Origin of the sequence: Vitiosangium sp. GDMCC 1.1324 (genome assembly GCF_003044305.1) — a bacterium.
Lineage (GTDB): Bacteria > Myxococcota > Myxococcia > Myxococcales > Myxococcaceae > Archangium.
This window is the reverse complement of sequence record NZ_PZOX01000006.1, coordinates 19,067-44,574: the sequence shown is the minus strand read 5'-3', so window position 1 is coordinate 44,574 and position 25,508 is coordinate 19,067. Positions and strand designations below refer to the sequence as shown.

Here is a 25,508-nt window from a genome sequence, read left to right as displayed (position 1 = left end):
TGCCTCACGGCTGGTAGCGCTGGATGCGGGACTCGGGCACGCGTTGGGACAGGCGCTCCATGGTGTTCGCCACCTCGGCGAACACCCGCTCCTTGTCGATCGTGAGCAGGCGGCGCTCGCTCATGATGACTCGGCCGTCGACCATGACGGTGTGCACGTCGCTGGCCCGAGCGTTGTAGACCAGTCCGCCCATGAGGTTGTGGGGCGGCTGCCAGTGGGCGCTTCGGGTGTCCACGAGGATGATGTCGGCCTGGTAGCCGGGCGCGAGCGTGCCGAGCCGGTCGCCCATTCCCAGCGCGGCCGCGCTGCCTCTCGTGGCGATGTCGAGCGCCTCGGGAATCGGCATCACCTCGGGGTCGAGCGCCTCATGCTTCTGTGTCAGGGCCGTGAGGCGCAGGCTCTCGAAGAGGTCGAGCGTGTTGTTGCTGACGGCGCCATCGGTAGCCAGTCCCACTGCTACCCCCGCCTTGCGCAGGGCGCGGATGGGGGCGAGGCCCATGGCCAGCTTGAGGTACGTCTTGGGGGAGTGGGCGATGCCCACGTGGTCGCGACGGCGGGCGAGCAACTCCAGGTCCTGGGGCAGCAGGCCGCAGCCGTGGGCGATGAGGGTGGGCACGCCGAGCACTCCGGTGTCCTCGAGCACCTGGATGGGCGTCAGTCCCCGCTTCTGCACGCTGGCGAGCGTCTGGTTCATCTCCTCGGCGGCATGGATGTGGATGCCGATGCCGAGCCGGTTGGCGTGCCCGGAGCAGGCGCGCAGGAAACCGTCATCGCAGGTATAGGGCGCGTGCGGGGCCATGCAGGTGGTGATGCGGCCACCCGCGCCCCCCTTCCAGCGCTCGGCGAAGGCGGCGGTCTCGGCGAGCTCCTTGTAGCCCCGGCTGCCGAAGATGGCCCACCCGAGATGGGCCCGCGTGCCAGCCTCTTCGACTGCCTGGGCGACCCGGTCCATGAAGAAGTAGTGGTCGGCCACCGTGGTGACGCCACCCTCAATCATCTCGATGAGGCCCAGCTGCGCGCCCCAGTAGACATCCTCCGCGGTGAGGTTGCTCTCCAGTGGCCAGATGAACTCGTTGAACCAGCGCTCGATGGACACGTCCTCGGCCAGCCCGCGGAAGAGCACCATGGGCACGTGGGCGTGGGTGTTGATGAGCCCGGGCATGGCGAGCATCCGCTTCCCCTCGAGCACGGTGACGCCGGGCTCGACGGGGCTCCCCGTGGGGCGGAGCTCCGCGATGCGGTTGCCGCGGACCAGGATGTCCTGGTGGCGGGCGAGGGTGAGTGTGCCGCTCGCATCGGGGACGAGCGCGTGGCAGTCGCGGATGCAGGTGTCCGTCATCGAAGGGGTCCTCCGGGGATAGGGGCGCTGTTCACGTTCCAGTCTTCAGCCGGGTGGCGACATGCTGCAGGACCTGCGTGGTGCGATCCATGAAGTCACGGATCGTCTCCAACTGGGGCGCGCTGTAGTTTGACGTGACCTCGGTCATCGAGTGAACCAGATCCTCCATCGCCTGTCCGATGTCGCGCTCCATCTTCGGGCTGGGGACGGGTTGGAGGATGACCTTCCTGCGGTCATTTGGATCTCTCTCCCGCCGGACGAGACCCGCTCGCTCGAGCCGGTCCAGCACCAGCGTCGTCGCCGCGGTCGACATCCCGGTCAGCTCCGCGAGCCGGCCCGCGGTCATCGGACCCGATTCATTCAAGATGGCCACACATTTGAAGTCGGTGACGTTCATTCCGATTCGCTCGGCGAGTGCGGAATGGAACAGCACCACCGCGCCGCTGAACGTGTTGGCGAGTCTGCCGCAGAGCTCCTGCTCCAACCTGGCGCGCCTGGACTTTCCGGATGTATCGGCTGGCATCGCCTTGATCTTAGCTCAGTGGGTTGGTATCTAAAAAACTTAGCTAATTCGATGAGCAAAGGGGGAGGATGTGAGTGTGAGCCCTGAGAATTCCAAGGTGATGTCCGAGAGTTTCGCCGATGAGGCCGCTGTCTTGGACCTCTGGCGGCAGCTCCATGACGCCTGGGGAAGGGGTGATGCCGATGGCTACGCGGCGTTGTTCACGGAAGATGCCGATTACGTGGTCTTCGACGGCTCGCGCTTGAAGGGCCGCGCCGAGATCGCGGAAAACCACAGGCCTCTCTTCGAGCGGTTCATGAAGGGCTCGCGCCTGGAGAGCGAGCCCGCTTCGGTGCGCCTGCTGGCTCCGGGCGTGGCCCTCGTCCACGGCAAGGGGGCCATCCTCATGGCGGGTCAGAAGCGCCCCTCGCGCGGGCGGCTCTCCGTCCAGACGCTCGTCGCCGTCAATCGGGAGGGCCGGTGGCGCTTCACCGCGTTCCAGAACACGCGCTACCGCCCGTTCGCCCAGACCCTGCTGGGGCGGGTGCTGATGCTCCTGGCTCCCAAGGGGCCCGTGTCCGTGACCTCGTCCGCCCTACCGGCCCGGGCGGGTGACAGCGTGAGCCCGTCGCGGTAGGGCTCCTTCTTCCTCTCCTATTTATTTTTGTACCAGGGGTGAATGGCGAGGTGGGGGGCTGCGGGTTAGATTGGGTCCGCCGTGCCTGAGAATTTTCGACCCCCTGACTCCGCCCTCGATGGGGCCGACAACACCGTCATCCGTGGTACCACCACGGGCGTGGCCCTCTCCAGCGAGGTCGCGTCCGGGCCTCTCTTCGCCGGGCGGTATGCGCTCGTGCGGATGCTTGGCCGCGGGGGCATGGGCACGGTGTACCAGGCGCGTGACAGCCTCGTGGGCGACGTGGTGGCGCTCAAGACGCTGGAGCTTGGCAAGGACGCCAGCCCGGATGCGCTCGAGCGCTTCAGCCGCGAGGTCCGTCTGGCCCGTCGCATCACCCACCCCCATGTGGCGAGGATGCACGACCTGGGGACCCATGAGGGCCAGGCCTTCCTCACCATGGAGTACGTGGAGGGGGAGGATCTCCGCACGCTGCTCGGCCGCGAGCGACCGTTGATGGCGCCTCGTGCCGCCCGCATCGCCCTGGCTGTCTGCGAGGGGCTGGCCGCGGCCCATGCCGCCGGGGTGGTGCACAGAGACCTCAAGCCGGCCAACATCCTCGTCGAGTCCGGTGGGCGCGTCGTCCTCACGGATTTTGGCATCGCCCGCGCGGTGGCGGGGGAGGTGGCCTCGCGCACCATGGGCACCGTTGGCACTCCCATGTACATGGCGCCGGAACAGGTGTCGGGAGATCCGGTGGACGCCCGCGCGGACCTCTACGCGGTGGGACTGCTGCTCTTCGAGATGCTCACCGGCGAGGTGCCCTTCACGGGAGAGACGCCGTGGGCCGCCGCCATGGCCCGCCTGCGCCAGCCCCCGCCGGACCCGAGGCAGCGCGCCAACATCCCCGCGCCCCTGGCGGAGCTGGTGCACCGCTGCCTGGGCCGCACACCGGAGGAGCGGCCGGCGAATGCGCTCGAGGCGGCCGGGGTGCTGAGGGACTGGCTCGTCAGCGTGGGAGAGCCCACCCTGTCAGGCCAGCACACCCTAGGGGCGATGACGGGGCCGCATACCCCAGCGCCCGGCACACACGGCTCCCCCACGCGCAACACGCCCCGCACCACCACGCCGACGGTGAAGCAGGGCGTGGCCCTTCTGCCCCTGCGCTTCCAGGGTCCGCGCGACTCCGAGTACCTGGGGGACTCGCTGACCGAGGCGCTCATCGACCAGCTCTCCCGGGCTCGGGGGCTGCGCGTGCCCGGCAGCGGGGTGACGGCGCGCTTCCGCGACGCGAGAGATCCGCGCACCGTGGGGCACGAGCTCGGGGTGGAACTGGTAGTGGATGGGACGGTGCAGAGCGCGGGCCCGGCGGTGAGGGTCTCCATCCGGCTGCTCGAGGCACACTCCGGCACCCAGCTGTGGAGTGGCCGGTTCGAGCACGCCTCCAACGATGTCTTCGAGCTGCAGGATCGGCTGGTGCCGCGCATCGCCGAGGAACTGCGCGAAGAGGTGATTCTCGCGGCCTGGCGCGCGCGCACTCCGCCCGAGGCGCTGGCGCTCTACCGGCAGGCGAACACCCTGCTGTTCGGCGCGTTCCGGGGCGGGCCCGACGAGGGGCCGCTGCCCCTGCTCGAGTCATGCCTGGAACTGGCGCCGGACTTTTCGCCTGCCCTCGCGCTTCATGCCATCGCGAGCCTGCGCGTGTCGTTCATGGGCATGAAGGACTCCGCGAAGGACTATGCCGCGCTGGCTCGTGCCAGCGTCGAGCGGGCCCTGCACCTGGCGCCGGAGATGGCCGCGACGCACCTGGCGCGGGCGATGCTCGCCGCCCAGGAGGATGACTGGCGCGCGGCGGTGACGGCTCTGCGCACGTCCCTGGACATCGCGCCCTGCCATGCTCCGACGCTGCAGTACCTGGGGAGCCTCCAGTGCGAGGCGGGCCGCGCGGAGGAGGGGCTCGTCCGGTTGCGGCTGGCCTATGACTTGTCACCCAGCCTGGTGACGGCGCTGTTCGAGCTCGCCCGGTGCAGCGCGCTGCGCGGGAAGATGGACGACTACCGGTGGGCGATGGAGCGGCTGGCCGCGTCGCCAGCGCACCGCACCACGGGCGCGTCGCTGCGGGTCCGTGTCGCCGCGTGGACCCGGGACGTGGACGAGCTGCGGCGGGGCAAGGCCTCGGCGGCCGACGAGACGGACTTCATCTCTCGCATCACCGGCTCCTATGCCTCGGCGGTGCTCGGCGAGGTGAGTGCGCTCGAGTTGATTCCCATGTTCGACGAGGCCATCTCCCGGACGAACAGCCCTCGGTTCATCTCGTTGATGTGCCAGATCTCCACCGAGATTCTGGGACTCTGTGGCCATGCGGAGCAGGCGCTGAGGTACTTCCAGCGGGCCGCGGACACGGCGCTCATCGACCTGGAGTGGATCGAGCACTGCCCGGCGCTTCAGCCGCTGCGCGCATTGCCGGGCTTCGCGGAGGGGCGGCGCAAGGTGCGCGCCCGTGTCGAGGCCATCTGGAACGCGTGAGCGGGCTCAGCCCTTGGCGGGCCGGTTGAGCTCGTTGCGCTTCATCCGCTCCACCAGTCCGTGCGCCACGCGGAAGCTATTGGCGACGATGGTGAGGGTTGAAGGCACGCTGCCCGCCGTGGGCATGAAGCTGCCGTCCACCACGTAGAGGTTGGACACTTCGTGTGCCCGGCACTCGCGGTCCAGCACCGAGGTGGTCGGGTCGTTCCCGAAGCGGCACGTGCCGTGCTGTAGGATGGTCGTCTCACCGGCGACACCCACCCGATGCAGGTCGTCTGGGTCCAGGCGCAGCAGAATCTCCTCGCCCCGCTCCACGAGGAAGCGCGTGGCGGCGAAGTCCATGGGGTGCCGTTCCATCGTGATGGCCGCCACCGGAAGGCCGTACTTGTCCTTCACCGACTGCTCCACCGTCACGTACGTGTCCGGGGTGGGGAGGAACTCGCCATACACTTCGAACTGGAGGATGCGCGAGTCCCGGTAGGCCCGCATCCGGTCCTTCAGCTCCTTGCCGAAGACGCCGTCCTTGCCACTGCCCGCCAGTCCCACCGACGCGAAGATGGGGTTGGGGTGCGTCCACATGAAGCCGAGGGTCCCGCCCTTGCGGAAGCCGAAGCGCTCATCCGGCAGGAGGTAGAAGTCCTGCACGCTCCGGTTCACGAAGGGCGCCGGGTCCGTCAGCCAGGGCCGTGCCGCCTTCTGCTTCGACACCCGGAAGGTGGCGCGCGACTCGCCGAACGAGCTGAAGATCAGATTCCTGCCCACCAGGCCGCTGCCGTTGGCGAGCCCTCGCGGAAAGCGGTTGGACACGGAGTTGAGCAGCAGCCGCGCGCTCTCCACCGCCGTGCAGGACACCACCACCACCTTCGCCGGCTGCTCCTGCACCTCTCCGTCCGCGTCCAGGTACACCACGCTCCGGGCGCGGCCCTGGGCATCCACCTCCACCGAGCGCGCCATGCATCGCGGGCGCAGCTCCACCTTGCCCGTGGCGAGCGCCGCCGGAATGAGGCTGGCGTTGGTGCCGCTCTTGGCGCCCATCTCGCAGCCGTAGCTGCCGCACAGCGAGCAGTAGGCGCATCCCGCGCGGCCCCGGTAGGGTCGGCTGATGATGCCTCGCGCCGTGGGCAGGCTGTGCCAGCCCATTTCCCCCACCACCCGGTCCAGCTCCCGGGCGATGGGGTGCACGTCCAGCGGAGGCAGGGGGTAGGGGCCCTTGCGCGGCTCGGCGAAGGGGTGGGCCACGACCTCACCGGACACGCCCAGCTCCGCCTCGGCCATGTCATAGAAGGGCGCCAGCTCCTCGTAGGAGATGGGCCAGTCCGCGAGCGTGCTCCCCTTCACCGCGCCGAGTGTCGAGCGCAACCGGAAGTCCACCGGTTTGAGCCGGTAGAAGTAGCCGCTCATGTGCACCGTGCCGCCACCCACGCAGTTGGCCGTCCACGCCGAGTTGGTGCGCTCGTAGCGGGCCGTCGCGCCCTGGCGCACCAGGTGCGGCTCCTCCCACGGCAGCGGCATGAAGAAGTTGCGGCGGCTGTTGAGGATTTCATCGTGGATGAAGTCCTTGGGCTGGTAGTGCGGCCCCTTCTCCAGCACCACCACCTTGAAGCCCGCGCGCCCCAATTCCAGCGCCATGGGGGCTCCGCCCGCGCCACTCCCGATGATGCAGACGTCCACTGGCTCCTTTGTCACGGGTGCCTCCCGCAGGTGTGCAGGCACTTCGCGCCGTCATGGCCCTCGGGCGGAGCGGACGCCATCGTGCCCACCGTATCGAAGCCCACCAGCTTCCAACCCACCTGTGCCTTGTTTCCGCCGTAGGACGGGTCCCCGAGGAAACCCTCCAGCGTCAGCACCGTGAGCAGCTCGAAGAAATGAGCCTCGCCGCTGCCCGCCGGGCTGTCCTTGAAGACGGTGAGCAGCTCGTCCTGCTGAGCCGGCGTGGCCTGGGCGAAGCCCACCTGGAACATCCGCTGCGAGCGTCGCTCCAATGCGGCCAGGCCCTGCGCGAAGTCCGTGCGCATCTGTGTGAGCTCGGGGGTCTGCAGGATGCGGTCGATGTAGACGGACACGTCCGCGTCCTTCGCGCCGGGGTCCTCATCGCGCGGGAGGATGCGCTCGCAGGCGGCGGCCACCACGGCGTATTCGGCCCGGGTGAAGGAGAGGTGGGGCGGTTCGGTTGGGGCAGCGGCCTGGGTGCGCGAGGGCTCGGAGGACTCACCGCACTTACAGGCACTGCTGCCGAGTAGCACCACACCGCCGCCGAAGAAGGTCAGCCGCTGAAGGAAGGAGCGCCGGTCCATGATGCCCCAAGCCTAGCCCAGGTGGCGTAGAATAGGGCCCTTGCTCGATTCGCAACCAAGGAGACGCTCCATGAGACGGCAGGGATGGGCGCTGTGCCTGGCGCTTGCGTTGGGATGCACCCCGGAACCTTCGCCCCGCCCCGATGGGGGGACGGACGCTGGCGACAACACGGATGTCCTCAACGGCTCGTCCCCCTTCGCCCGCACCGTGCTCGACGAGGCGGCCCGGGAGCTGCAGCCGCTCGCGCTCGCGGTGGGCCCGGGGGATGTGGTGGGTGTGGCCTACTTCAGCCGCGTGGGGGACACGAAGAACTACGAGCTGCGCTTCCTCGAGTGGAAGAACGGCAAGGCGTCCCAGCCCGAGGTCGTCGCCACGGTGGAGGTGATCAACGGCGTGTCGGTGGCCTATGACTCGTCGGGGAAGGCGGCGGTGAGCTACCTCGGCGGCGGGAACGATCAATCCGTGGATTGGGTGCAGAGTGACCTGGCGGTGGCCTACCGCAACGGGCCCGGGAGCTGGACGCCGCGCATCGTGGCGACCAAGAGCAACGACGTCGCGACGGGCAACAACCTGGCGGACTCGGGCTTCCTGGTGGGCCTCAACTCGGCCATCGTCTTCGACGGCACCAAGGCCTATGTCGCCTACCGCGATGGCCACAACGGCCAGTTCGGCAAGCAGGACTGGGAGGGGAGCGATCTCGAGCTGGCCGAGGGCGGCCCGACGAGCTGGGGGCGCAAGATGGTGGCCATGTCGGCCGACACCAAGTCGGGCTATGGCGGCCACATCTCCATGGTGCTCGGCGACGGCAAGCAGCCGGCGCTGGTGCATGATCAGGTGACGGACGGCGCGGACGCCCGGGGCCACAACATCCTCTTCCAGAAGCGCAAGGCGGATGGCTCCTGGACGGCGCCGCTGCACGTGCAGACGGTCTACGACACGCAACTGGGCCCGAGCCTCGCGTGGGACAGCCAGGTGGGCTATGGCGTGGCGGCGGTGGACCGCACGAGCAACAAGCTCACCTACACCTTCTCGAAGGACGGCGTGACGTGGACGGAGCCGGATCCGGTGTTCCAGTCGGGCGCGGGCGGCTGGTACCCGTCGCTGGCCTTCGACCCGACGATGCATGAGCCGCACATCGCCTATTACATCTGCTCCAACAGCTCGAGCGCCAACGAGCAGAGCTGTGACCCACGCGTGGACGAGCTGCGCATCTTCGCGCTCATCGAGGGGAACTGGCGCGACGTGCTGGTGGACGCGGCGGGCGGCTGGGGCTCGAAGCTGGCCTTCCTGTCCACGGGCAAGCGGGTGGTGGCCTACCGTGCGCCGGACACGGGCGTGGTGAAGCTGGCGGTGGAGCCGTGAGGGAAGTGACGCGGGTGCTCGCGGCGGTGGGGTTGTCCGGCGCGCTCGTGTGGGCGGGGCTGGTGGGGTGCGGAGGGGAGAACTCGCTGTCCGGCAGCGTGGGAGATCTGTTCCCGCTGGAGGTGTCGCGTGTGGAGGTGCAGCGCAACACCCAGGCGCTGCAGGTGAGCTACTACCGCAGCACGGCCACGGATGTGGACCTGGTGGTGCGGCTGAGCGTGGACACTGAGGGGTTGGAGTTGAAGCCGGGCCAGAAGGTGGACCTGGCGGGGGAGACTCCAGCCGGGCACGCGCGGGCGACGGTGGTGCACGTGGCCGCGGGCGAGCCGGCTCGGACGCTCGCGCCAGTGGACAAGGGCGACCTGGTGCTGGATGAGGGCGGAAACCCGGGCGAGCCGACGCGCGGGGACTTCTCCATGTCCTTCAAGAAGGACGGGGGCTATGGCGCGGGCCGCACCCTGAGCGGGCGTTTCTCCTCCCTGGCGCTGGACGGCGGTTTCGGTCCCGAGCCTCTGCCCCAGCCCTGAATCCCTCGGAAGACGCCCTCTTCCTCACACCCGGGCGGGCTCGAACGGGCCTCTCAGTCCCGAGTGGAAGAGCCAGAGGAAGAGGGCGGTGGGGGCGGTGCACAGGAGCACCAGGATGACCTTGACGCCCGTGGTCAGCGGCTCGCCGTCCGTGGGCAGCCACAGGAGGGCGGAAATGATCAACCACCCCAGCCCACAGACGGTCAGTCCCGCGGCGCCCAGGCCCAGCTTGAGCCAGGACCAGAAGGTGCGTTGGGGCGTGGGGGGCGGAGGGGAGGTCAGCCGCACGTGCGTGGCCCTCCACTCGGTGGGGACCTCGATGGGACCCAGGCCGTCCGCGACGACCTGGGCGCGCTCGCTCTCCCAGGTCTGTTCCACCACCCCCAACTGCCCGGTCACCACCACTCCCGCGCCCGCCGCCTGGAGTTGCTCGGCCTGGAGCTTCTTGTAGAGGCCTCGGCCCCAGCCCACCTCGAGGAGGAGGACCGGGAGCGCCAGCAGCGCGAAGGCCGTATGCGTCATGAGGAAGGTGTCATAGGTGCCGTGCAGGAGGATGGCCCAGCCGAGGCCGGCGACCCGCAACCCGACGCTCCGGGCCGTGTCGGTGGCGAACCGGGCGCGGCCCAGGAACGCGCCCATGATGACTCCGGTGAAGGCATGTTCCGGTACGGCGGTGAGGGCGCGCAGCACCGCCACGCCCACGCCTCCGTCACCCACGTAGAGGATGTTCTCCAACGTGGCGAAGCCGAGCGAGGCGGTGGCGCCGTACACCACGCCGTCCAGCGGCTCGTCGAAGGCGGGCTTGCTCCACACGTACCGGCGCAGCACCAGGTACTTGAAGAGCTCCTCGGGGATGGCGGCGCCCAGGAAGGCCTGGACCAGCGCCGTGCTCCACCCGCCCCCTTCCCAGCCCCCGCCCAGGGACTCCAGCCAGGTTGCCACCGGGACCACCGGTGCGCAGATGGCCGCCCCCAGCAGGAACGTCTTCAGCAGCAGCCCGCGAGGCTCGGGGTTCCTGTCCCCCGCGTAGATGTACCAGAGCAAGAGCAGGGACGGGATGATCGCCGAGCCCCCCAGCACGAGCGCAGACATGGCTGGACCGTAGCAGAGCCTCCTCGCCACCACACCGGCCGGGCTCCCGCGCTCCCTCAGTGAGAGAACCTTTTCCCCCAGTGCCTGATCCGACTCAAGTCGCTTCGTCCCCCTGCCCGCCCTTTATCAGGGCCCGCCGCACCGGGTAGCCTTGTGTCGAGGAACCACCGTAGCGAGAGGGATGTACATGGACAAGCCTTCCACCGCGGAACCGCCCCAGCTCGAGCTCGGTACGGAAGAGGAGTTGCGGTGGCGCCTCTCCCTTCTCGCGCCCACCGACCTCATGCGCGGGCTGTTCCTCAACAGCGTGATCGACGAGGTGCGGCTGCACCTGGGCGAGGACGCCGTGCGGCGCTGCCTGGAGGAGATCGGCGAGGAGCGGGTCCTGGATTTCTTCAACTACCCCCACCACACGCTGATGCGGCTCGTTTACAAGGCGTCGTGGCTGCTCGCCGAGAAGCTCGGCAGCTTCGAGAAGGGCATCTGGGAGCTGGGCTACGCGTCGTGCAAGACCTTCTATGCGTCCGCGGCGGGAAGGGTGCTGCTGCTGATGGCCCAGGGAGACCCCCGGCGGTTGATCAGCAACGTGCCGGCGGCCATGGAGGCGGCGTCGAAGAACTCGGAATGCAAGGTGTCGCTGACGGGCCCGAGGAGTGGCGTCATCATCAAGCACGACCTGATGCCCCGTCAGTGGATTGAAGCGGGCTTCCTGTCGCTGTTCCACATCGCGAAGGTGAAGGGCGCCAAGGTCGTCTCCCGCTCGCTCGGGCCCACCGAGAACGAGTACGTGATTACCTGGGAGTGAAGAACCCCAGCCGCGTGGCGGCGGATGGTGCCACGGGTGCGACACGGTCCCTCAGCGCAGGAGTGGATTCCGCACGCACATCTGCCTCCATCTGGGAAGGCGTTTGCGCCTGGCAGTGAACGGCAATCCCCTCTCCAAGGCCGCACTTGCGTCATCGAGGCGATATTCCGGCATTGCCCGGATGGCCGTCTTGAAAGATTGATTTTATTTTTCGGGTGCTACTGGTGTAAAAATACATTTGCCCGTCTTGTACCGGACGTATCCGGCCAGGAGCGGGAGTGCCGAGAACGAATGGTGAGTCAAGGGCTCACCGCCATGGCCGCAGGGCATCTCCAAGGAGAAGCAATGCGTCTGAACCAAAGGGGAGGGGGTACGGATGCAGTCTGATACCCACGAGAAAAGCTGTAGCGGCGTTCGCAACCGGATGCTGGTGGCCCTGAGCGTACTGTTGCTCGCGGCCTGCGGTGGCGAGCAGTCGTCGGATGCGAACAGTGCGGGCCAGGAGTCGGAGGCGGCAGTCGCCCCCGTGGCCATCAGCACGCGCCCGCAGGGATTGGGCAGCACCAACAAGGTGCTCATCCTGGCGGGGACCATCACCAACGGAACCGACAGCATCGAGGCGCAGGCCGCCAGGAGCCTGGGCTACACGGTGGACATCGTCACCGACGCGGTCTGGGCCACGAAGACGTCGGCGGACTTCGCCGGCTATCGCGCCATCATCCTGGGCGATCCCACGTGCAGCACCTCCGCGAGCCTGATCGCCGCGGCGGTGAAGAACCGTAACACCTGGGGTCCGGTGGTCGACGGCAACGTCATCGTCGTGGGAACGGATCCCGTGTACCACGAGGTGAGCCAGGTCACCCAGAACGCCGTCCAGTTCGCCGCCGCTCAGGAGGGCAAGACGGGCGCCTATATCAACCTGAGCTGCTACTACCATGACTTCCCGGCCAAGACGGCGGTGCCGGTGCTCGAGCCGTTCGGCACCTTCACCGTGACGGGCGTGGGCTGCTACGACGACGCCCACATCGTGGCCACGCACGCGGCCCTGTCGGGCCTGTCGGACGGCATCCTCTCCAACTGGAGCTGCTCCGTGCACGAGGCCTTCGACTCCTACCCGGCCGCCAACTTCACCCCGCTCGTCATCGCGAGGGATCCGACGTACGGCTCGCGCCTGCCGGGTTCGAAGGACTTCGCGGACGGCTCGCACGGTGTGCCCTACGTGCTGGCGCGCGGCGCCATCCCCGTGCGCTGCGGCGACGGCGTGGTGCAGTACCCCGAGGAGTGCGACACGGGCGCCAACAACGGCAAGCCCGGCACGGTCTGCTCGTCCGTGTGCCGCCTGCACTGGTGCGGTGACGGCACGGTGGATTCCGGCGAGGAGTGCGACACGGGCGCCAGCAACGGCTCCGGCTCCTGCAGCGCTTCGTGCAAGTCCGTCGCCCTCAACCGTCCTCCGGTGGCGAAGTGCAAGGACCTGAACCTGTCCGCCATCACCATCTGCGGCGCCACGGGCGCCGTGGACAACGGCTCGTACGATCCGGACGGTGACCTGGTGGGCTGCGTGGCGACCCCGGGCAACCCGTACGGCGTTGGCACCACCAATGTGACGCTGACCTGCACGGACAGGACCGGCCTGTCGTCGAGCTGCACGGCCAAGGTGACCGTCACCGACACCACGCCTCCGGCCCTGACCTGCCCGGAGGACGTGACGGCCGAGTGCTCCAACGGCGGCGCCACCGTGACGCTGGGCGAGCCGAGCGCGACCGACGCGTGCGGCGTGAGCTATGGCCGCAGCCCCACTGGTGACTCGTTCCCGGTGGGCGTCACCAACGTGACGTACACGGCCAAGGACTACTTCAACAACACCTCCACCTGCACCACGAAGGTGACGGTGGCCGACACCAAGGCTCCGACGGTGGTGCTGACGGGCTACTCGTCGGTGACGCTCGAGTGCCTCAAGCCGTACGTCGAGGCGGGCGCGCAGGCCTTCGACATCTGCGACGGTGACCTGACGTCCGCGGTGACCGTCTCCGGCTCCGTCAACACCAAGGTGCCGGGTACCTACACCCTCACCTACTCGGTGAAGGACGCGAGCGGCAAGGTCGGCAGCGCCACCCGTACGGTGACCGTGGTTCCGGGTGCCTCCGGCACGTGCGAGGACCGCGGCGGCGGGTGGATCCTCACCGGCAGCATGGCCCTGCCGCGCATGCTGCACACCGCCACCCTGCTGGACGACGGCCGGGTGCTGGTGGTCGGTGGCTTCAACTCCACCTCCGAGCTCTACAACTCGGACACCAAGACCTGGTCCGCCACGGGTAACGCCCTGGCCTCCCACCGTGGCCACACCGCCACCAAGCTGCAGGATGGTCGCGTGCTCGTGACGGGCGGCGGTCAGTGCCCCATCACCACCGCCACCGCGGAGCTGTATGTCCCCTCGGTGGGCAAGTGGCGGCCGGCCGGTCTGCTCAACCAGCAGCGCTTCCACCACACCGCCGTCCTGCTGCCCAACGGCAAGGTCCTCGTGGCTGGCGGCCGCACCGGTGAGTACGACGGTACCCTGCTGACCTCGGCCGAGCTGTATGACCCCGCCACGGGCGCCTGGACGTACACGGGCAGCCTGAACACGGCCCGCGCATTCCACACCATGACCCTGCTGCCCAACGGCAAGGTGCTGGTGGCGGGCGGCAGTGATGCCTCCGAGGCCCTCATCTCCTCCGCTGAAATCTACGACCCGGCCACCGGGACGTGGACGACCGTGGCGGGCATGGGCACCGGCCGCGCTTCCCACACCGCCACCCTGCTGCCCAACGGCAAGGTGCTGGTGGCGGGCGGCTCGGGCATCGACGTGGCGCTGAGCGCCTCGGCGGAGCTGTATGACCCGGCCTCCAACACCTGGTCGGCCACGGGCAGCATGAAGGACCCGCGCCGTTGGCACACCGCCAACCTGCTCCCGGATGGCCGGGTGCTGGTGGCCGGTGGTTACCACCAGCTCACGGGCATCATGACCGCCTCCGAGCTGTATGACCCGGCCACGGGCAAGTGGTCGGTCACGGCGGCGATGAACGTGGACCGCTACAAGCACACGGCGACCCTGCTCAACAACGGCACGGTGCTCGCGGTGGGCGGCGTCAGCAACCACGACCAGGCGTCGGCGGAGTACTACGACCTGACGAAGCTGTAATCGCAGCGGCCCTCGCCGAGGGACCGGGAGGGCGGCCGCCGCCCTCCCGGTGATGCAAACCGAGGCGTGGCAGGCTTTCATGCAAGGGGCGCGAGGCTTCCGGGACACTTCCCGGGCCCCGCGCCCCTCGTGTTTTTTGGTTCGGGAAGGAGAAAGCGGATGTCTCGTGGGTCCATGGAGTGGTGGTGGCCTCTGGCGCTCGCGCTGGTGGGTGGGAGCGGCTCGTTGGCCCATGCGGAGGCCATGCCGGCGCCCGGGTGCCGTCCTCCGGCGGCCATGAAGGACGTGGCTCCGGGGACGGGCAGCGCGTCACCCTCCTCCTTCCTGCGCATCGGCGGGACGGTCTACTTCGTCGCCAACGACGGCGAGCACGGCGGCGAGCTGTGGAAGAGCGATGGGACGGAAGCCGGCACGGTGATGGTCAAGGACATCAACCGAGGTTCGGCCGGCTCGAAGCCGAGCCTGTTCACCAACCTGGGGGGGGTGCTCCTCTTCAGTGCGAACGATGGCGTGCACGGGTCCGAGCTCTGGCGGAGCGACGGGACGGAAGCGGGCACGACGATGGTGCGGGAGATCGGCGAGGGGGTGGAGGCCAGTGGCATCACCGACATGATCGTGATGGGCGGCAAGGTCTTCCTCGCGGCGGCAGACCATGTGGCGGGCCGGGAGCTGTGGGAGACCGACGGGACGTTTGGTGGCACGAGGCTCGTCAAGGACATCCTGCCCGGCGTCCGCTCTTCCATCTCCGCCAGGTCGATGCGGTTGTCGGGCAGCACCCTCTATTTCTCCGCCGATGACGGCACCAATGGCTTCGAGCTGTGGAAGAGCGATGGGACGGCGGCGGGCACGGTGCTCGTCAAGGACATCGCCGCGGGGGCCACCAACGCCAACCCGGGTCAACTGACGGTGGTGGGCAGCACTCTCTTCTTCACGGCCAACGATGGCTCTCCCTTCGACGAGCTGTGGAAGAGCGATGGGACGGAAGCCGGCACGGTCCGTGTGAAGGACGGCGCGGACAAGACGATTCTCGCGCCCGACGGACTGAAGGCCGTGGGCGGCAAGCTCTTCTTCCTCATGGACGACGGCGAGCACGGCGTCGAGCCCTGGGTGAGCGATGGGACAGGGTCGGGCACGAGGCTCGTCAAGGACATCGCCGGGGGAAGTACGGGCTCGAGCCCGAGGGCCTTCGCCGACCTGGGCGGGACGCTTTACTTCACCGCGGATGATGGCAGCCATGGCGCCGAGCTGTGGAAGAGCGACGGGACGGAGGCGGGCACGGTGCTCGTCAAGGACCTGCTCTCGGGGAGCGTGGGCTCGTCGCCGCAATGGCTGTCGGCCGGGGGCTCGTGGCTCTTCTTCGCGGCGGACGATGGCACCGGCTTCAAGTTGTGGATGACGGATGGGACGGAGGCGGGGACCCGGCTGGCGGCTCCCTCATTGGCCACGAATGATCCGCAGCAGCTGACCTTCACGGGCGGGACCCTCTACTTCTCCGCCGATGACGGGACGCGGGGGCGGGAGCCGTACGCGCTGTCCCCGGCTTTCTTCGGCGACTGCACGCCACCGGAGATCACCTGCCCGGCGAGCGTGACGGTGGAGGCCTCGGGTCTCTCGGGTACCACGGTGGTCTACGAGCCCGCGCGGGCGACGGATGATGGCTCGGAGGCTCCCATGGTGAGCTACAGCCAGGAGTCCGGGACGGCCTTCCCCGTGAAGGACCATGTGGTGATCGCCACGGCCACCGACACCGCGGGCAACACCAACACCTGCTCCTTCACGGTGGCGGTGAGGGACACCCGGGCACCCGTCGTCACCTGTCCGGCGGACGTGGATGCCACCGCCACCAGAGCGGCGGGCGCGGTGATCAACTACTCGCCGGCGCAGGCGACGGACACCGCTTCCGACGTCACCCTCAGCTACTCGATACCGGCCGGTGCGACCTTCCCCCCGGGCAACAACCCGGTGCAGGTCACCGCGACGGATGCCTCGGGCAACGTGACGACCTGCTCCTTCACCGTGAAGGTGAGCGCCGCTCCGGGCAGCTCCGGGTGCGGTTGCTCCTCGGGCTTCGCGGCGAATGCGCCCTGGCTGTTGATGGGTGTGCTCGCTCCGCTGATGGCGCGCCGCCGCCGCTCCTCCCGGTAGGCCCGGCCGGACGTGAACGCGTGCCCGGCTCCCTCACCTCGGCCTCGCCGCGAGGCGGAGGGAGCCCGCACCGGCGCTCACTCTCCCTCGCTCTGCACCAGTCCGTACTTGTGCAGCAGGGAGTAGAGGTGCTTGCGGTCCAGCTCGGCCTCGCGCGCCGCGCGGGCGATGTTGCCCTTGGTGCGGCTCAGCAGCCGGGTGAGGTACTCGCGCTCGAAGGCGCGCACCAGCTCGTCCTTGCACGCCTTGAAGGGGCCCGAGTACTCCGCCTGCAGGTGCTCGCCCGAGGGAGGGGGCGCCTCGGGAGTGGACTCGCGCAGCAGTCCCTCCACCGCCAGCTCGGGGATGTCCGCCATGTGCCGGGCCCGCTCGACGGCGTTGCGCAGCTCGCGCACGTTGCCCGGCCACGTGTGCCCGAGGAACTGCTCGCGCACCTTCTCTGGCAGTCGCTCCCACAGTTCCCGGCCTCCGAAGGCATCCACCAGCAGGGGGATGTCCTCCTTGCGGTCGCGCAGCGAGGGCAGCGTCACCGTGAAGACGGACAGCCGGAAGTACAGGTCCTCGCGGAAGCGGCCCGCCTGCGTCTCCGCCCACAGGTCCTTCTTGCTCGCCACGACGATGTGCGCGTCGAAGGACACCGGCGTTGACGCCCCGAGCCGGTAGAACTCCCGGTCCTCGAGCGCGCGCAGCAGCTTGGGCTGCAGATCCAACGCGAGGTCGTCGATCTCATCCAGGAAGAGGGTGCCGCCGTGGGCCCGCTCCAGGCAGCCGATGCGCTGGCCCACCGCTCCGGTGAAGGCCCCCTTCTCGTGGCCGAACAGCTCGCTCTCGATGAGCGAGTCCGACACCGAGGCGCAGTCGAACACCACCAGCGGCCCGGAGGCGCGCGGTGACAGCTTGTGCAGCGCCTTGGCCGCGGCGCCCTTGCCCGTGCCCGTCTCGCCCACCAGCAGCACCGTGGAGTCCGTGGGGGCGATGCGCTGGAGCAGCGCGAAGATCTGCCGCATCGGCACGCTGCGGCCCACCAGCTCGCCGAGCCGGTCCTCGGCCGAGGGGGCGATCTCCACCGGGGCCACCTGGGGGCTGAAGCGCAGCCGTACGTCGCCTGCCTCGATGAGGGCACCGGGGCGCAGGTAGGCCTCGCGCACCTGGGCGCCGTCGAGGAATGTGCCGTTGGTGGAGCCGAGATCCTGCACCAGGAACCGGTCTCCCTGGCGGCGCACCAGCAGGTGATTGCGGCTGACGGTGGGATGGTCGAGCACGACGTCGTTTTCCGGCGCCTTGCCAATGCGCAGCACCTCACCGCTGAGTGGGTAGACGGTCCCGGCGCGCTCGGTGTCCAGCAGCACCAGGTGGAACTGCTGTGCTGCGAGCCGGTCTCCGCGAGCCCGCTCGCCGAGGAGCGTGTGCGTGGGGATGGGGACGGGGGGAACGGAGGTCATGAGCGACTCCGAGTCTATCGTGATACGAGGGGCGCCATGCGCTCTCGCTATCTCCCCCTGGTGTTGCTGACCTCTTGCGCAACCGTTCCTTCGGCCTCCAACTCTCCGGCCGAGCCTGCCTCCGTGACTGCCCGTACGGCCGGTTCCGCTCCTACGGAGGTTGCGTACCGTCAGGAGCGCCCGGTGGTGGTGCGGCACGCCACGGTGATGCCGGCCTCGGGCCCGGCCATCGAGGATGGTGCAATCGCTTTCACGGATGGGAAGATTGTCGCCGTGGGCCGCAACGCGGAGGTGGCCACCCCGCCCGGCGCCGAGGAGGTGGATGGCACGGGGCTCTACGTGACTCCCGGCATCATCGATGCCCACAGCCACCTGGGCGTGTACGCCTCGCCGGAGACCAGCTCGACCAGTGACGGCAACGAGGCCACGGCTCCGGTGACGGCCGAGGTGTCCGCCGAGCACTCCTTCTGGCCGCAGGACCCCGGGCTGCGCCGGGCGGCGGCGGGTGGCATCACGTCCCTGCTGGTGCTGCCGGGCAGTGCCAACCTGATTGGTGGTCGCGGCTTCCCGGTGAAGCTGCATTTCGGGCGCTCGGCGGCGGAGATGCGCTTTCCCGGTGCGAAGGATGGGCTGAAGATGGCGTGCGGTGAGAATCCGCGCCGCGTCTACGGCACCAGCCAGCACCGTGCTCCGTCTACGCGGATGGGCAACGTGGCCGGCTACCGCCAGGCCTTCGCCCGGGCTCGCGAGTACATGGAGCGCTGGGACGCCTGGGAGAAGAAGCACGCGAAGAAGCCCGAGGAGGCGGGGCCCGCGCCCCTGCGTGACCTGCAGTTGGAGACCCTGGCGGAGGTGATTCGCGGCAACATCCTCGTGCAGAACCACTGCTACCGCGCGGACGAGATGGCGGTGATGCTCCAGGTGGCCGACGAGTTCGGCTACTCCATCCGCGCCTTCCACCACGCGCTGGAAGCCTACAAGGTGCGCGACCAGCTCGCGGCGAAGCAGGTGGCCGTGGCCACGTGGGCGGACTGGTGGGGCTTCAAGATGGAGGCGTGGGACGGCATTCCCGAGAACGCGGGATTGATATCGCAGGCGGGTGCTCGCTCCGTCATCCACTCGGACTCGGCGTTGGGCATCCAGCGGCTCAACCAGGAGGCTGGCAAGGCCATGTGGCGGGCGCGCGAGTCCGGCGTCCCCATCTCCGAGGAGGAGGCGCTGCGCTGGGTGACGCTCAACGCCGCGTGGGTGATGGGAGTGGAGGACAAGACGGGCTCGCTGGAGCCGGGGAAGATGGCGGACGTGGTGCTGTGGAAGAACCACCCGCTGTCCGTCTATGCCCGCGCGCAGCGGGTCTGGGCGGATGGTGTCGTCACCTATGATGGGGCCCAGGGCGCCGCGGCCGCGAGCGACTTCGAGCTGGGCGAGCGCGCGGAGGCCTCGGCGAAGCTGGTGTCACAGCCTTCGGTGCCGCCGGCCCTGAAGGACGTGGGGCTCGATGCTCACTGCGAGCCGTCGAAGGACGCGGAGTGCTCCCGGCTGCTCGAGCTGAAGACCGAGGCCGCGTGCACCGCGTTCCAGGACGTGGCCGTGCTCTCCAACGGCACGTGGTTGGCGCATGCCTTCGTGCTGGTGGAGAACGGGAAGGTGACGCGGGTGCAGCCGGGGGCGGCGGGCGCGGTGCCCTCGGGGTGCCGGGCGGTGGACGGCAAGGGCCGGGTGCTGGCGCCGGGCTTCGTGGATTCGCTCACCAGCCTGGGCGTGGTGGAGATTGGCATGGAGGACTCCACGGTGGACGACTCGCTGCGAGGTGAGGCGGCCAAGGAGCCCATCCGCGCCGCGCTGCGCGCCGTGGACAGTCTCAATCCCGCGGCGGAGACCTTCCCCGTGGCGCGGCTGGGCGGCGTCACGGCGGCGGGAGTGATTCCGGGGGGCGGACTGGTGTCCGGACAGAGCGCGTGGGTGACCACGGACGGCACGGTGCGCCGCGCGCCGCTGGCCCTGCACATCAACCTGGGCGTCAGCGGCCGTGACGCGGTGTCTGGACCACGAGCCCTGGTGCTGGAGCGCCTGCGCGAGCTGCTGTTCGATGCGCGCGAGTACAACAAGCGCAAGGGAGACTTCGATCAGAATCGCATGCGCTCGTTGTCCGCGAGCCGGTTGGATCTGGAGTCGCTGCAGCCGGCGCTGGCGGGCACGCTGCCGGTGGTGGTGTCGGCGAACAAGGTGTCGGACATCCGCGCGGCGCTGGCACTCGGGCGGGAGTTCGGCCTGAAGCTGCTCATCGCCGGAGGGCGTGAGGCGTGGATGGTGGCGCCGGAGTTGGTGGCGGCGAAGGTGCCCGTCATCGTGCAGCCCACGCAGAACCTGCCCTCGAGCTTCGACGGCCTGAACAGCCGGCTGGACGCGGCGGCATTGCTGAGCGCGGCGGGGGTGAAGGTGCTCATCTCCACCATGGGCGAGCCGCACATGGTCCGCACGCTGGCGCAGGAGGCGGGCAACGCGGTGGCGTGGGGTCTGCCGTACGCGGATGCACTGCGTGCCATCACCTCGAACGTGACGGAGGCCTTCGGGGTGGAGGGAGGGCAGGTGGCTCCGGGACAGGTAGCGGACCTGGTGCTGTGGAATGGGGACCCGCTGGAGTCGAGCAGCCGTCCGCTGGGCATGTGGCTGGGCGGCAAGCAGGTGCCGCTCACCAGCCGCCAGCGCGACCTGTTCGAGAAATACCGCGCGCTGTCGAAGTAGGGTGGGGCGGTTCCGCGGTGTGGTTACCTGCTGGGGCGCTTTATCACCGTCGGTACTTTGCCCAGAGCCTGGGGAACCTCTGCTCGAGGTTCCCCTCGTCTTCGCTCCACTTCCTTCCAGCAGGGGTAGCGGGGGAATGCCCTGCGTAAGGAGGGAACTCGCGCTCCGTCAGCTCTTCGTAGGCCTGCGCCGGCTCATATTGAAACTCCTCGAAGAATACGTCTTCGATTCCAGGCGCATCGACTACCGTGAGGAGTGATTCTGGGTTCGACACCGCGTCCTCGAAGACGCGGCGCCCCATCGAGATCAGCCAGCTTCGGAAGTCCACGAAGCCATCATCCGAGCAACCGCCCGCGATGATGTACGCGGCCCCCCACAGGTCCCAATGATATGCCGCATCCATCTGTGCGAAGAGATGGTCGCGGAAGTCGATAATCTCCTGGGGTGGCAGCTTCGACAGCAGCGTCCTGAGCTCCTCGAGCTGCTGCTGCATGTTCCCATCGACCCGGCCTGAATCGAACCTTCTCCGGGATGACTCGATGATCTTCCAGAACTGCTCGAGGTTCATGGCGCAAGAACTCCTTCGTGAAGATTCACGATGGCTAGTCCATCCGTGACGCGCCCTGTTCGTTGATGACTGGGAGCTTCCTGTTGAGGAGACCCGGAACGAAGTCACCGTTCCAGTCCGTTGTGCCCCAGAGTGCTTCTGCTTCCTCTCTCAGGCTTCGGAAGTCAGAAGACGAAATCTCGATTCGCTGCCCTTTCGCGCTGCCACTCAGGTAGGCCTTGTGGTAGCTCGGCGAAGGTAGCGAGAGATTTTGTTCCAGAGTGAAGAATCCTTGTTCGTCCCCCAGGACATAGGGGGCAATGACGTACTGAGCCATCTTGGCGTCACGATACATCAAATAAGCATCCAGAAGTGTCAGGGCCACGAGCGCCTTGGTTGTGGTACCGGCGAGACGTCTTTCAATCAGTTGCCAGCTGTTGCTGGTGGTCACTTTGTGCCTGGCTTCCCACGAGGCTGCGTCTGCCGAGGCATTCATTTCGTTGAGAATCTTCGTTTCCTTCCCACCCGGCGCCAAGTCCTGGTTGAACCTCTCGACTCGTCCCCTCGCCTGATCCATGGCGCGTTGCTCCGCGGCTCGCAGCGCTTCGTTTCTCGCGCTCATCAGAGTCTGCCTGTTGGATGCTTGGACATTGAGTTCCGCGAAGACCTCCATTGCATAGACCTTCGTGCCATCCTGCTGGAGCAGTCCAGCCCATTTGTGATTGCTGGTCAGGCGCTGTTTGAGGTCCACTGCGGAACCTACGTAGAGGACAGGTTGTCCTTCCAGACGGCCTTCAATCCTGTAGATCCACCCGACCCGAGGCAATTGGCTGCTGCCTGCGGCAGCACTATCGGCGAAGCCGAGGAGGAGCAGGAGGTAGACGAGCATCGCCCATCGAAGTTTGGGCATGGGAATCGCCTCGCGTGCGATGGGCCAGGGCCTTTACAACCCATCCCTTATGCAGGGATGGGTGGGGGGCCGGGGCTGTTCACCCCGGAGGAGTGCGAGCACATCAGTTCTTGTTGGCAGGTGGCAGACAGGGATGCAGGTACTGTTCACCAGTTGCCAGCACGTGCTGTTCGAGAAATGCCGAGCATCGGGCAGTGGCGCGCGTGGGTGGACACCTCCCTCAGGGAGGTGCCTGAATCGCCGTGGAGCCGGGCGTGGCGGCCTTCGGATCGTACCGCGTCAACAGCGCCTCCAGCTCCGCCAGCGCCTTGGCGTGGAGGATGGGGGCGCGGGAGAAGGTGGCGCGCGCCGTCTGGGCGAGCTTCAGGGCGCGTTCCGGTTGCTGTCCGGCATCCCATAGCGCGCGCGCCATGGCGAACTGCGTGGAGGCCCGGTACGCCGGACGCACCGGGTGGCTCTCGACGACCCGGAGCACGCGCTCGAGGACGGCGATGGCCTCGGTGGCCCGTCCCAGCCGCTGCAACGCCTCGCCCTTGCCCTCCAGGGGCAGCACGCCGACCGGGGTGTCCGCGCCCATCGTCTTCTCGAAGAGGGGCTGCTCCTTCTCGAAGATGGCGAGCGCTCGCGAGGCCTGGCCCAGCTCGAGGTAGCTGTTGCCGATGCTCACGCGGATGAGGGCCGTGGTCTTGTGTCCGGGGCCCAGCGCCCGCTCGCGCAGCTCCAGCGCCTGCTGGCGCAGCCGGAGCGCCTTCTCGTACTGGCCTCGCGCATCGTACAGGTCCGCCAGCCCGCCCAGGGCCTTGGTGTAGACCTGCTCGTGCTGCTGCAGGTCCTTCTTCGCCAGCTCCACCACCTGTTCAAAGGTCCGCTGCGCCTCGGACAGCCGCTGCAGCGACATCTGGGCTTCGGCCTCGCACACCAGGGCCAGCATCAGGTACTGGCTCTCCGGCGTGAGCTCCCGGAACCGGCGCACGGCCTCTTCGTAATGTCCGAGGGCCGCGGCGTCATGGCCCTCCGCGGCCTCCAGGTCGCCATAGGCGATGTGGAAGTGCGCCCACTCCTCCGAGTCGTTCCGGTACGCCTGCTGGCCGATCTCCCGCACCCGGTCGAGCATGCGGCGTGCATCGGCGTTGCGTCCCTGCATGGCGTACATGTTCGCCAGGTTCATCAGGGGCTGGTTGAGGAACGGGTGGAGGGGCCCGAGGTTCTGCTCGCCCAGGCGCACGAGCGTCTCGAGCGCGCGCCGTGAGTCGTCGACGCGGTCCAGGTTGTCCAGCGCGGCCAGCGCGTTGCTGCCATAGCGCAGCGTCGTCGCGTTCGCCGGGCCGAGCTCCTGTTCCGCGAGGGCGAAGGCCCGGTCGAAGGCCTCGTAGGCCTCGGCGAACTTGCCCTGGTGGTAGAGCGCCAGGCCCCGGTTGTTGTGGAAGATGGCGCGCAGCTCTCCCTGCTCGCCCAGCCGGTCGAGCGAGGCCTCCGCGAGGTGCTCCCAGCGCTCGGCTTCCTCCTGGGGGCCGCGGTTGCTGAAGTAGCCCATCAGCCGCACGGCGGCCGCCGTCGCGATGGTGTCGTGCCGCGAGGCGTGTGCGAGCCACAGCGCCTGCATGAGCAGCGGAGGGACTCCCTGGAGCTCCCCGGAGAGGATCTGCGTCCAGGCCTGCATGAAGAGGGCCTCGGCGTAGATGGGCTGGTAGCCGAGCGTCTTCGTCTTCCCGGCCACCGCCGTGGCCAGCTCCAGGCCTTCCTTGAGCTTGCCGGCCTCGGTGAGCGCCTTGACGCGCGCGAGCTGGGCGCGGGCAGCCGCCACGGCCTCTCGGGTGGGGGTGTCCTCGGGAGGCTTCACCTCGGCCATCAGCGCTTCCACGTCCGCGCAGCCCCGGAGCGGACGCAGGGCGCTGGCGGCGGAGATGGCCTTCTCCACCACGGTGGCATCGGCGTCGGTGAAGACCTCGGTGAGGGCGGCCAGCTCCTGACGGCGGCTCTCCAGGCAGGCCATGCGCAGGGTCATCACGGCTTCGGACTGCTCGCCCCGGAGGCGTGTGGCCGCACAGGTGTCCTGGTGCATGTCCCGCCACGCGGTGGTGTACGTGTCGAGGGCTCCTCGCACGCGCTTCCAGGTGTCACCGGCGTAGTTCAGGCGGGTGGCGAGGAAGGCCTTCTCGATGGCCGTCTGGCGCCGCGCGTCCCAGATGCCCTCCAGCTTCTCCGGGCCGCCGGTGCACAGGTTGACGTTGCGCTGGCGCCAGGAGATCCACACCAGCACGCCCGAGCCCAGGAAGAGCAGGACCACGGCCAGTACGGACAGCCGGCGGCGGAGCACCTGGGCCGGGTCCCTCTCCAGGATGGACAGCAGTGCGTCCAGCGAGGGGTAGCGGGACTCCGGCGCGGTGTGGAGGGCGCGCAGCAGGGCCCGGTTCACCCAGGGCGGCACCTTGGAGTAGGGCGGCGGGGGCTTGATGCGTCCGGCCAGCACGTTCTCCCGGCGCTCGCTGGGGGAGCCTCCCTCGAAGGGGCGCTCGCCGTAGAGGGCCTCCCACAGCGACACCGCGAAGGAGAACTGGTCGCTGCGCGCATCCGCGGTGGCGCCGCGGAACTGCTCGGGCGCCATGTAGGCCGGAGTCCCCAGCACCGCGCCCCGCTGGGTGAGGTTCAGCTCCAGCAGGCTGTGGGGTTTGACCGGGCTGGTGTCCGGGGACGGCGCGCTCGCGTCGGACACGGGCTCCGGGGGCGCGTTGTGCTCGCGCGCCAGACCGAAGTCCGTCACCCGCACGCGGCCATCCTTGCCCACCAGCACGTTGGTGGGCTTGAAGTCGCGGTGGACGAGCCCGGCGGCGTGCGCGGCGGCCAGACCCCGGCCCGCGGCCAGGAAGGCGGTGAGGATCTCCCTCCAGGTCCTCGGCTTCTCCTGCTGCCACTGCAGCAGCGTCTGGCCCTCCACCAGCTCCATGGCCATGAAGACCTGGGCGCCGTGCTGGTAGACGTCGTAGACGGCCACCACGTTGGGGTGGGAGAGCCGGGCCATGGCCTGCGCCTCGCGCAGCAGCCGGGCCCTCCCGGACGTCACCTCGGGGCCTCCGTCGGAGTCACCGGGCGGCAGCAGCTTGAGCGCCACCTTCCGGTCCAGCACCGAGTCGTAGGCGGCATACACCATCCCCATGCCGCCCTGGCCCAGGGGATCCAACACCACGTACCGGTCCAGGGGTGTGCCCCGGCCGAGCGCGGGTGCCTCATGGGGTTGGGTGGAGGCTTGAGGCCCTGGTGCGTTCTGCGCACCGAGGTCCACCGTGCGGCGCTCGTCGGTCACGAGCGTGCGCCGGTCCTCGGGCACGGCCGTGCGGCGCTCGTCGCCGGTCACGAGCGTGCGGCGCTCTTTGTCATCGAAGGACCCCATGCAGCCTCGCTATCACGCAGGATGGCACGCCCTCGTGGAAGCGAGAATTCATCGTTGCGCTGATTCCAGAATCAAGGTGGGCATGT

The 25,508-nt window shown here is 68.7% G+C and carries 17 protein-coding genes; 8 read left to right on the top strand and 9 right to left on the bottom strand.

The features are described from left to right. Nucleotides 1–4: 4 nt before the first annotated feature. Nucleotides 5–1,339 carry an amidohydrolase gene (locus tag DAT35_RS19100; RefSeq protein ID WP_108068498.1) on the bottom strand — a complete coding sequence of 445 codons (1,335 nt, stop codon included), beginning with the start codon at nucleotides 1,337–1,339 and terminating at the stop codon, nucleotides 5–7. Between the two features lie 31 nt (nucleotides 1,340–1,370). Then, the gene (locus tag DAT35_RS19095; RefSeq protein WP_108068497.1) at nucleotides 1,371–1,862 is read right to left on the bottom strand and encodes a MarR family winged helix-turn-helix transcriptional regulator; all 492 of its coding nucleotides are present in this window, start codon (nucleotides 1,860–1,862) and stop codon (nucleotides 1,371–1,373) included. A 76-nt stretch (nucleotides 1,863–1,938) separates the two neighbouring features. Between DAT35_RS19095 and DAT35_RS19090 the strand changes: the two genes are divergently transcribed. Both DAT35_RS19090 and DAT35_RS19085 read left to right on the top strand, forming a co-directional pair. Beyond that, nucleotides 1,939–2,478 (top strand): SgcJ/EcaC family oxidoreductase, encoded by a 540-nt coding sequence (locus DAT35_RS19090; protein ID WP_158501779.1) that lies wholly within the window; start codon nucleotides 1,939–1,941, stop codon nucleotides 2,476–2,478. Nucleotides 2,479–2,559: 81 nt separating this feature from the next. After that, nucleotides 2,560–4,983, top strand: coding sequence for a serine/threonine-protein kinase (locus tag DAT35_RS19085; RefSeq protein WP_233261566.1), 2,424 nt, complete (start codon nucleotides 2,560–2,562; stop codon nucleotides 4,981–4,983). A gap of 6 nt (nucleotides 4,984–4,989) precedes the next feature. Here DAT35_RS19085 and DAT35_RS19080 read toward each other — a convergent pair whose 3' ends face one another. Together DAT35_RS19080 and DAT35_RS19075 are read right to left on the bottom strand one after the other, a co-directional pair. After that, nucleotides 4,990–6,612 carry a GMC family oxidoreductase gene (locus tag DAT35_RS19080; RefSeq protein ID WP_369945936.1) on the bottom strand — a complete coding sequence of 541 codons (1,623 nt, stop codon included), beginning with the start codon at nucleotides 6,610–6,612 and terminating at the stop codon, nucleotides 4,990–4,992. A gap of 53 nt (nucleotides 6,613–6,665) precedes the next feature. Then, nucleotides 6,666–7,277: a gluconate 2-dehydrogenase subunit 3 family protein gene (locus DAT35_RS19075; protein ID WP_108068494.1), complete on the bottom strand. Its 612-nt coding sequence runs from the start codon at nucleotides 7,275–7,277 to the stop codon at nucleotides 6,666–6,668. A 70-nt stretch (nucleotides 7,278–7,347) separates the two neighbouring features. Between DAT35_RS19075 and DAT35_RS19070 the strand changes: the two genes are divergently transcribed. Continuing rightward, nucleotides 7,348–8,640 (top strand): hypothetical protein, encoded by a 1,293-nt coding sequence (locus tag DAT35_RS19070; RefSeq protein ID WP_108068493.1) that lies wholly within the window; start codon nucleotides 7,348–7,350, stop codon nucleotides 8,638–8,640. Next, nucleotides 8,637–9,167, top strand: a complete 531-nt coding sequence (locus tag DAT35_RS19065; RefSeq protein ID WP_199242944.1) for a hypothetical protein — start codon at nucleotides 8,637–8,639, stop codon at nucleotides 9,165–9,167. The genes DAT35_RS19070 and DAT35_RS19065 overlap by 4 nt, the downstream gene beginning before the upstream one ends. Before the next feature lie 24 nt (nucleotides 9,168–9,191). On the opposite strand, the gene DAT35_RS19060 is transcribed toward DAT35_RS19065, so the two are convergent. After that, the gene (locus DAT35_RS19060) at nucleotides 9,192–10,259 is read right to left on the bottom strand and encodes a PrsW family intramembrane metalloprotease (protein WP_108068491.1); all 1,068 of its coding nucleotides are present in this window, start codon (nucleotides 10,257–10,259) and stop codon (nucleotides 9,192–9,194) included. 187 nt (nucleotides 10,260–10,446) lie between these two features. Between DAT35_RS19060 and DAT35_RS19055 the strand changes: the two genes are divergently transcribed. The 3 genes from DAT35_RS19055 (at nucleotide 10,447) to DAT35_RS19045 (ending at nucleotide 16,390) form a co-directional block, all read left to right on the top strand. Further along, nucleotides 10,447–11,064 (top strand): TIGR02265 family protein, encoded by a 618-nt coding sequence (locus DAT35_RS19055; protein WP_158501778.1) that lies wholly within the window; start codon nucleotides 10,447–10,449, stop codon nucleotides 11,062–11,064. Nucleotides 11,065–11,440: 376 nt separating this feature from the next. Then, nucleotides 11,441–14,245 carry a kelch repeat-containing protein gene (locus DAT35_RS19050; protein ID WP_108068489.1) on the top strand — a complete coding sequence of 935 codons (2,805 nt, stop codon included), beginning with the start codon at nucleotides 11,441–11,443 and terminating at the stop codon, nucleotides 14,243–14,245. Between the two features lie 159 nt (nucleotides 14,246–14,404). Then, complete coding sequence (locus DAT35_RS19045) at nucleotides 14,405–16,390, top strand: ELWxxDGT repeat protein (RefSeq protein ID WP_108068488.1); 1,986 nt, start codon at nucleotides 14,405–14,407, stop codon at nucleotides 16,388–16,390. A gap of 77 nt (nucleotides 16,391–16,467) precedes the next feature. Here the strand turns inward: DAT35_RS19045 and DAT35_RS19040 are convergent, their stop codons facing one another. Next, the gene (locus tag DAT35_RS19040) at nucleotides 16,468–17,832 is read right to left on the bottom strand and encodes a sigma 54-interacting transcriptional regulator (RefSeq protein WP_108068487.1); all 1,365 of its coding nucleotides are present in this window, start codon (nucleotides 17,830–17,832) and stop codon (nucleotides 16,468–16,470) included. A 123-nt stretch (nucleotides 17,833–17,955) separates the two neighbouring features. Here DAT35_RS19040 and DAT35_RS19035 point away from each other — a divergent pair, with 123 nt between their 5' ends. After that, a complete protein-coding gene (locus DAT35_RS19035) occupies nucleotides 17,956–20,577 on the top strand; it encodes an amidohydrolase family protein (RefSeq protein WP_233261565.1) in 2,622 nt (873 codons plus the stop codon). Between the two features lie 43 nt (nucleotides 20,578–20,620). Here DAT35_RS19035 and DAT35_RS19030 read toward each other — a convergent pair whose 3' ends face one another. From DAT35_RS19030 to DAT35_RS19020, 3 genes are all read right to left on the bottom strand, one after another. Next, nucleotides 20,621–21,145, bottom strand: coding sequence for a DUF4240 domain-containing protein (locus tag DAT35_RS19030; protein ID WP_108068485.1), 525 nt, complete (start codon nucleotides 21,143–21,145; stop codon nucleotides 20,621–20,623). Between the two features lie 34 nt (nucleotides 21,146–21,179). After that, on the bottom strand, nucleotides 21,180–22,034 hold the full coding sequence (locus DAT35_RS19025; protein WP_158501777.1) for a hypothetical protein: 855 nt from the start codon (nucleotides 22,032–22,034) through the stop codon (nucleotides 21,180–21,182). 220 nt (nucleotides 22,035–22,254) lie between these two features. Further along, nucleotides 22,255–25,422, bottom strand: a complete 3,168-nt coding sequence (locus DAT35_RS19020) for a serine/threonine-protein kinase (protein ID WP_108068483.1) — start codon at nucleotides 25,420–25,422, stop codon at nucleotides 22,255–22,257. Between the last annotated feature and the right edge of the window lie 86 nt (nucleotides 25,423–25,508).

What these genes read in the sequence shown, in the direction of transcription:
- DAT35_RS19100 (WP_108068498.1), bottom strand. Translation starts at nt 1,339, where the DNA reads ATGACGGACACCTGCATCCGCGACTGCCACGCGCTCGTCCCCGATGCG.
- DAT35_RS19095 (WP_108068497.1), bottom strand. Translation starts at nt 1,862, where the DNA reads ATGCCAGCCGATACATCCGGAAAGTCCAGGCGCGCCAGGTTGGAGCAG.
- DAT35_RS19080 (WP_369945936.1), bottom strand. Translation starts at nt 6,612, where the DNA reads ATGGCGCTGGAATTGGGGCGCGCGGGCTTCAAGGTGGTGGTGCTGGAG.
- DAT35_RS19075 (WP_108068494.1), bottom strand. Translation starts at nt 7,277, where the DNA reads ATGGACCGGCGCTCCTTCCTTCAGCGGCTGACCTTCTTCGGCGGCGGT.
- DAT35_RS19070 (WP_108068493.1), top strand. Translation starts at nt 7,348, where the DNA reads ATGAGACGGCAGGGATGGGCGCTGTGCCTGGCGCTTGCGTTGGGATGC.
- DAT35_RS19060 (WP_108068491.1), bottom strand. Translation starts at nt 10,259, where the DNA reads ATGTCTGCGCTCGTGCTGGGGGGCTCGGCGATCATCCCGTCCCTGCTC.
- DAT35_RS19055 (WP_158501778.1), top strand. Translation starts at nt 10,447, where the DNA reads ATGGACAAGCCTTCCACCGCGGAACCGCCCCAGCTCGAGCTCGGTACG.
- DAT35_RS19050 (WP_108068489.1), top strand. Translation starts at nt 11,441, where the DNA reads ATGCAGTCTGATACCCACGAGAAAAGCTGTAGCGGCGTTCGCAACCGG.
- DAT35_RS19045 (WP_108068488.1), top strand. Translation starts at nt 14,405, where the DNA reads ATGTCTCGTGGGTCCATGGAGTGGTGGTGGCCTCTGGCGCTCGCGCTG.
- DAT35_RS19040 (WP_108068487.1), bottom strand. Translation starts at nt 17,832, where the DNA reads ATGACCTCCGTTCCCCCCGTCCCCATCCCCACGCACACGCTCCTCGGC.
- DAT35_RS19030 (WP_108068485.1), bottom strand. Translation starts at nt 21,145, where the DNA reads ATGAACCTCGAGCAGTTCTGGAAGATCATCGAGTCATCCCGGAGAAGG.
- DAT35_RS19025 (WP_158501777.1), bottom strand. Translation starts at nt 22,034, where the DNA reads ATGCCCAAACTTCGATGGGCGATGCTCGTCTACCTCCTGCTCCTCCTC.
- DAT35_RS19020 (WP_108068483.1), bottom strand. Translation starts at nt 25,422, where the DNA reads ATGGGGTCCTTCGATGACAAAGAGCGCCGCACGCTCGTGACCGGCGAC.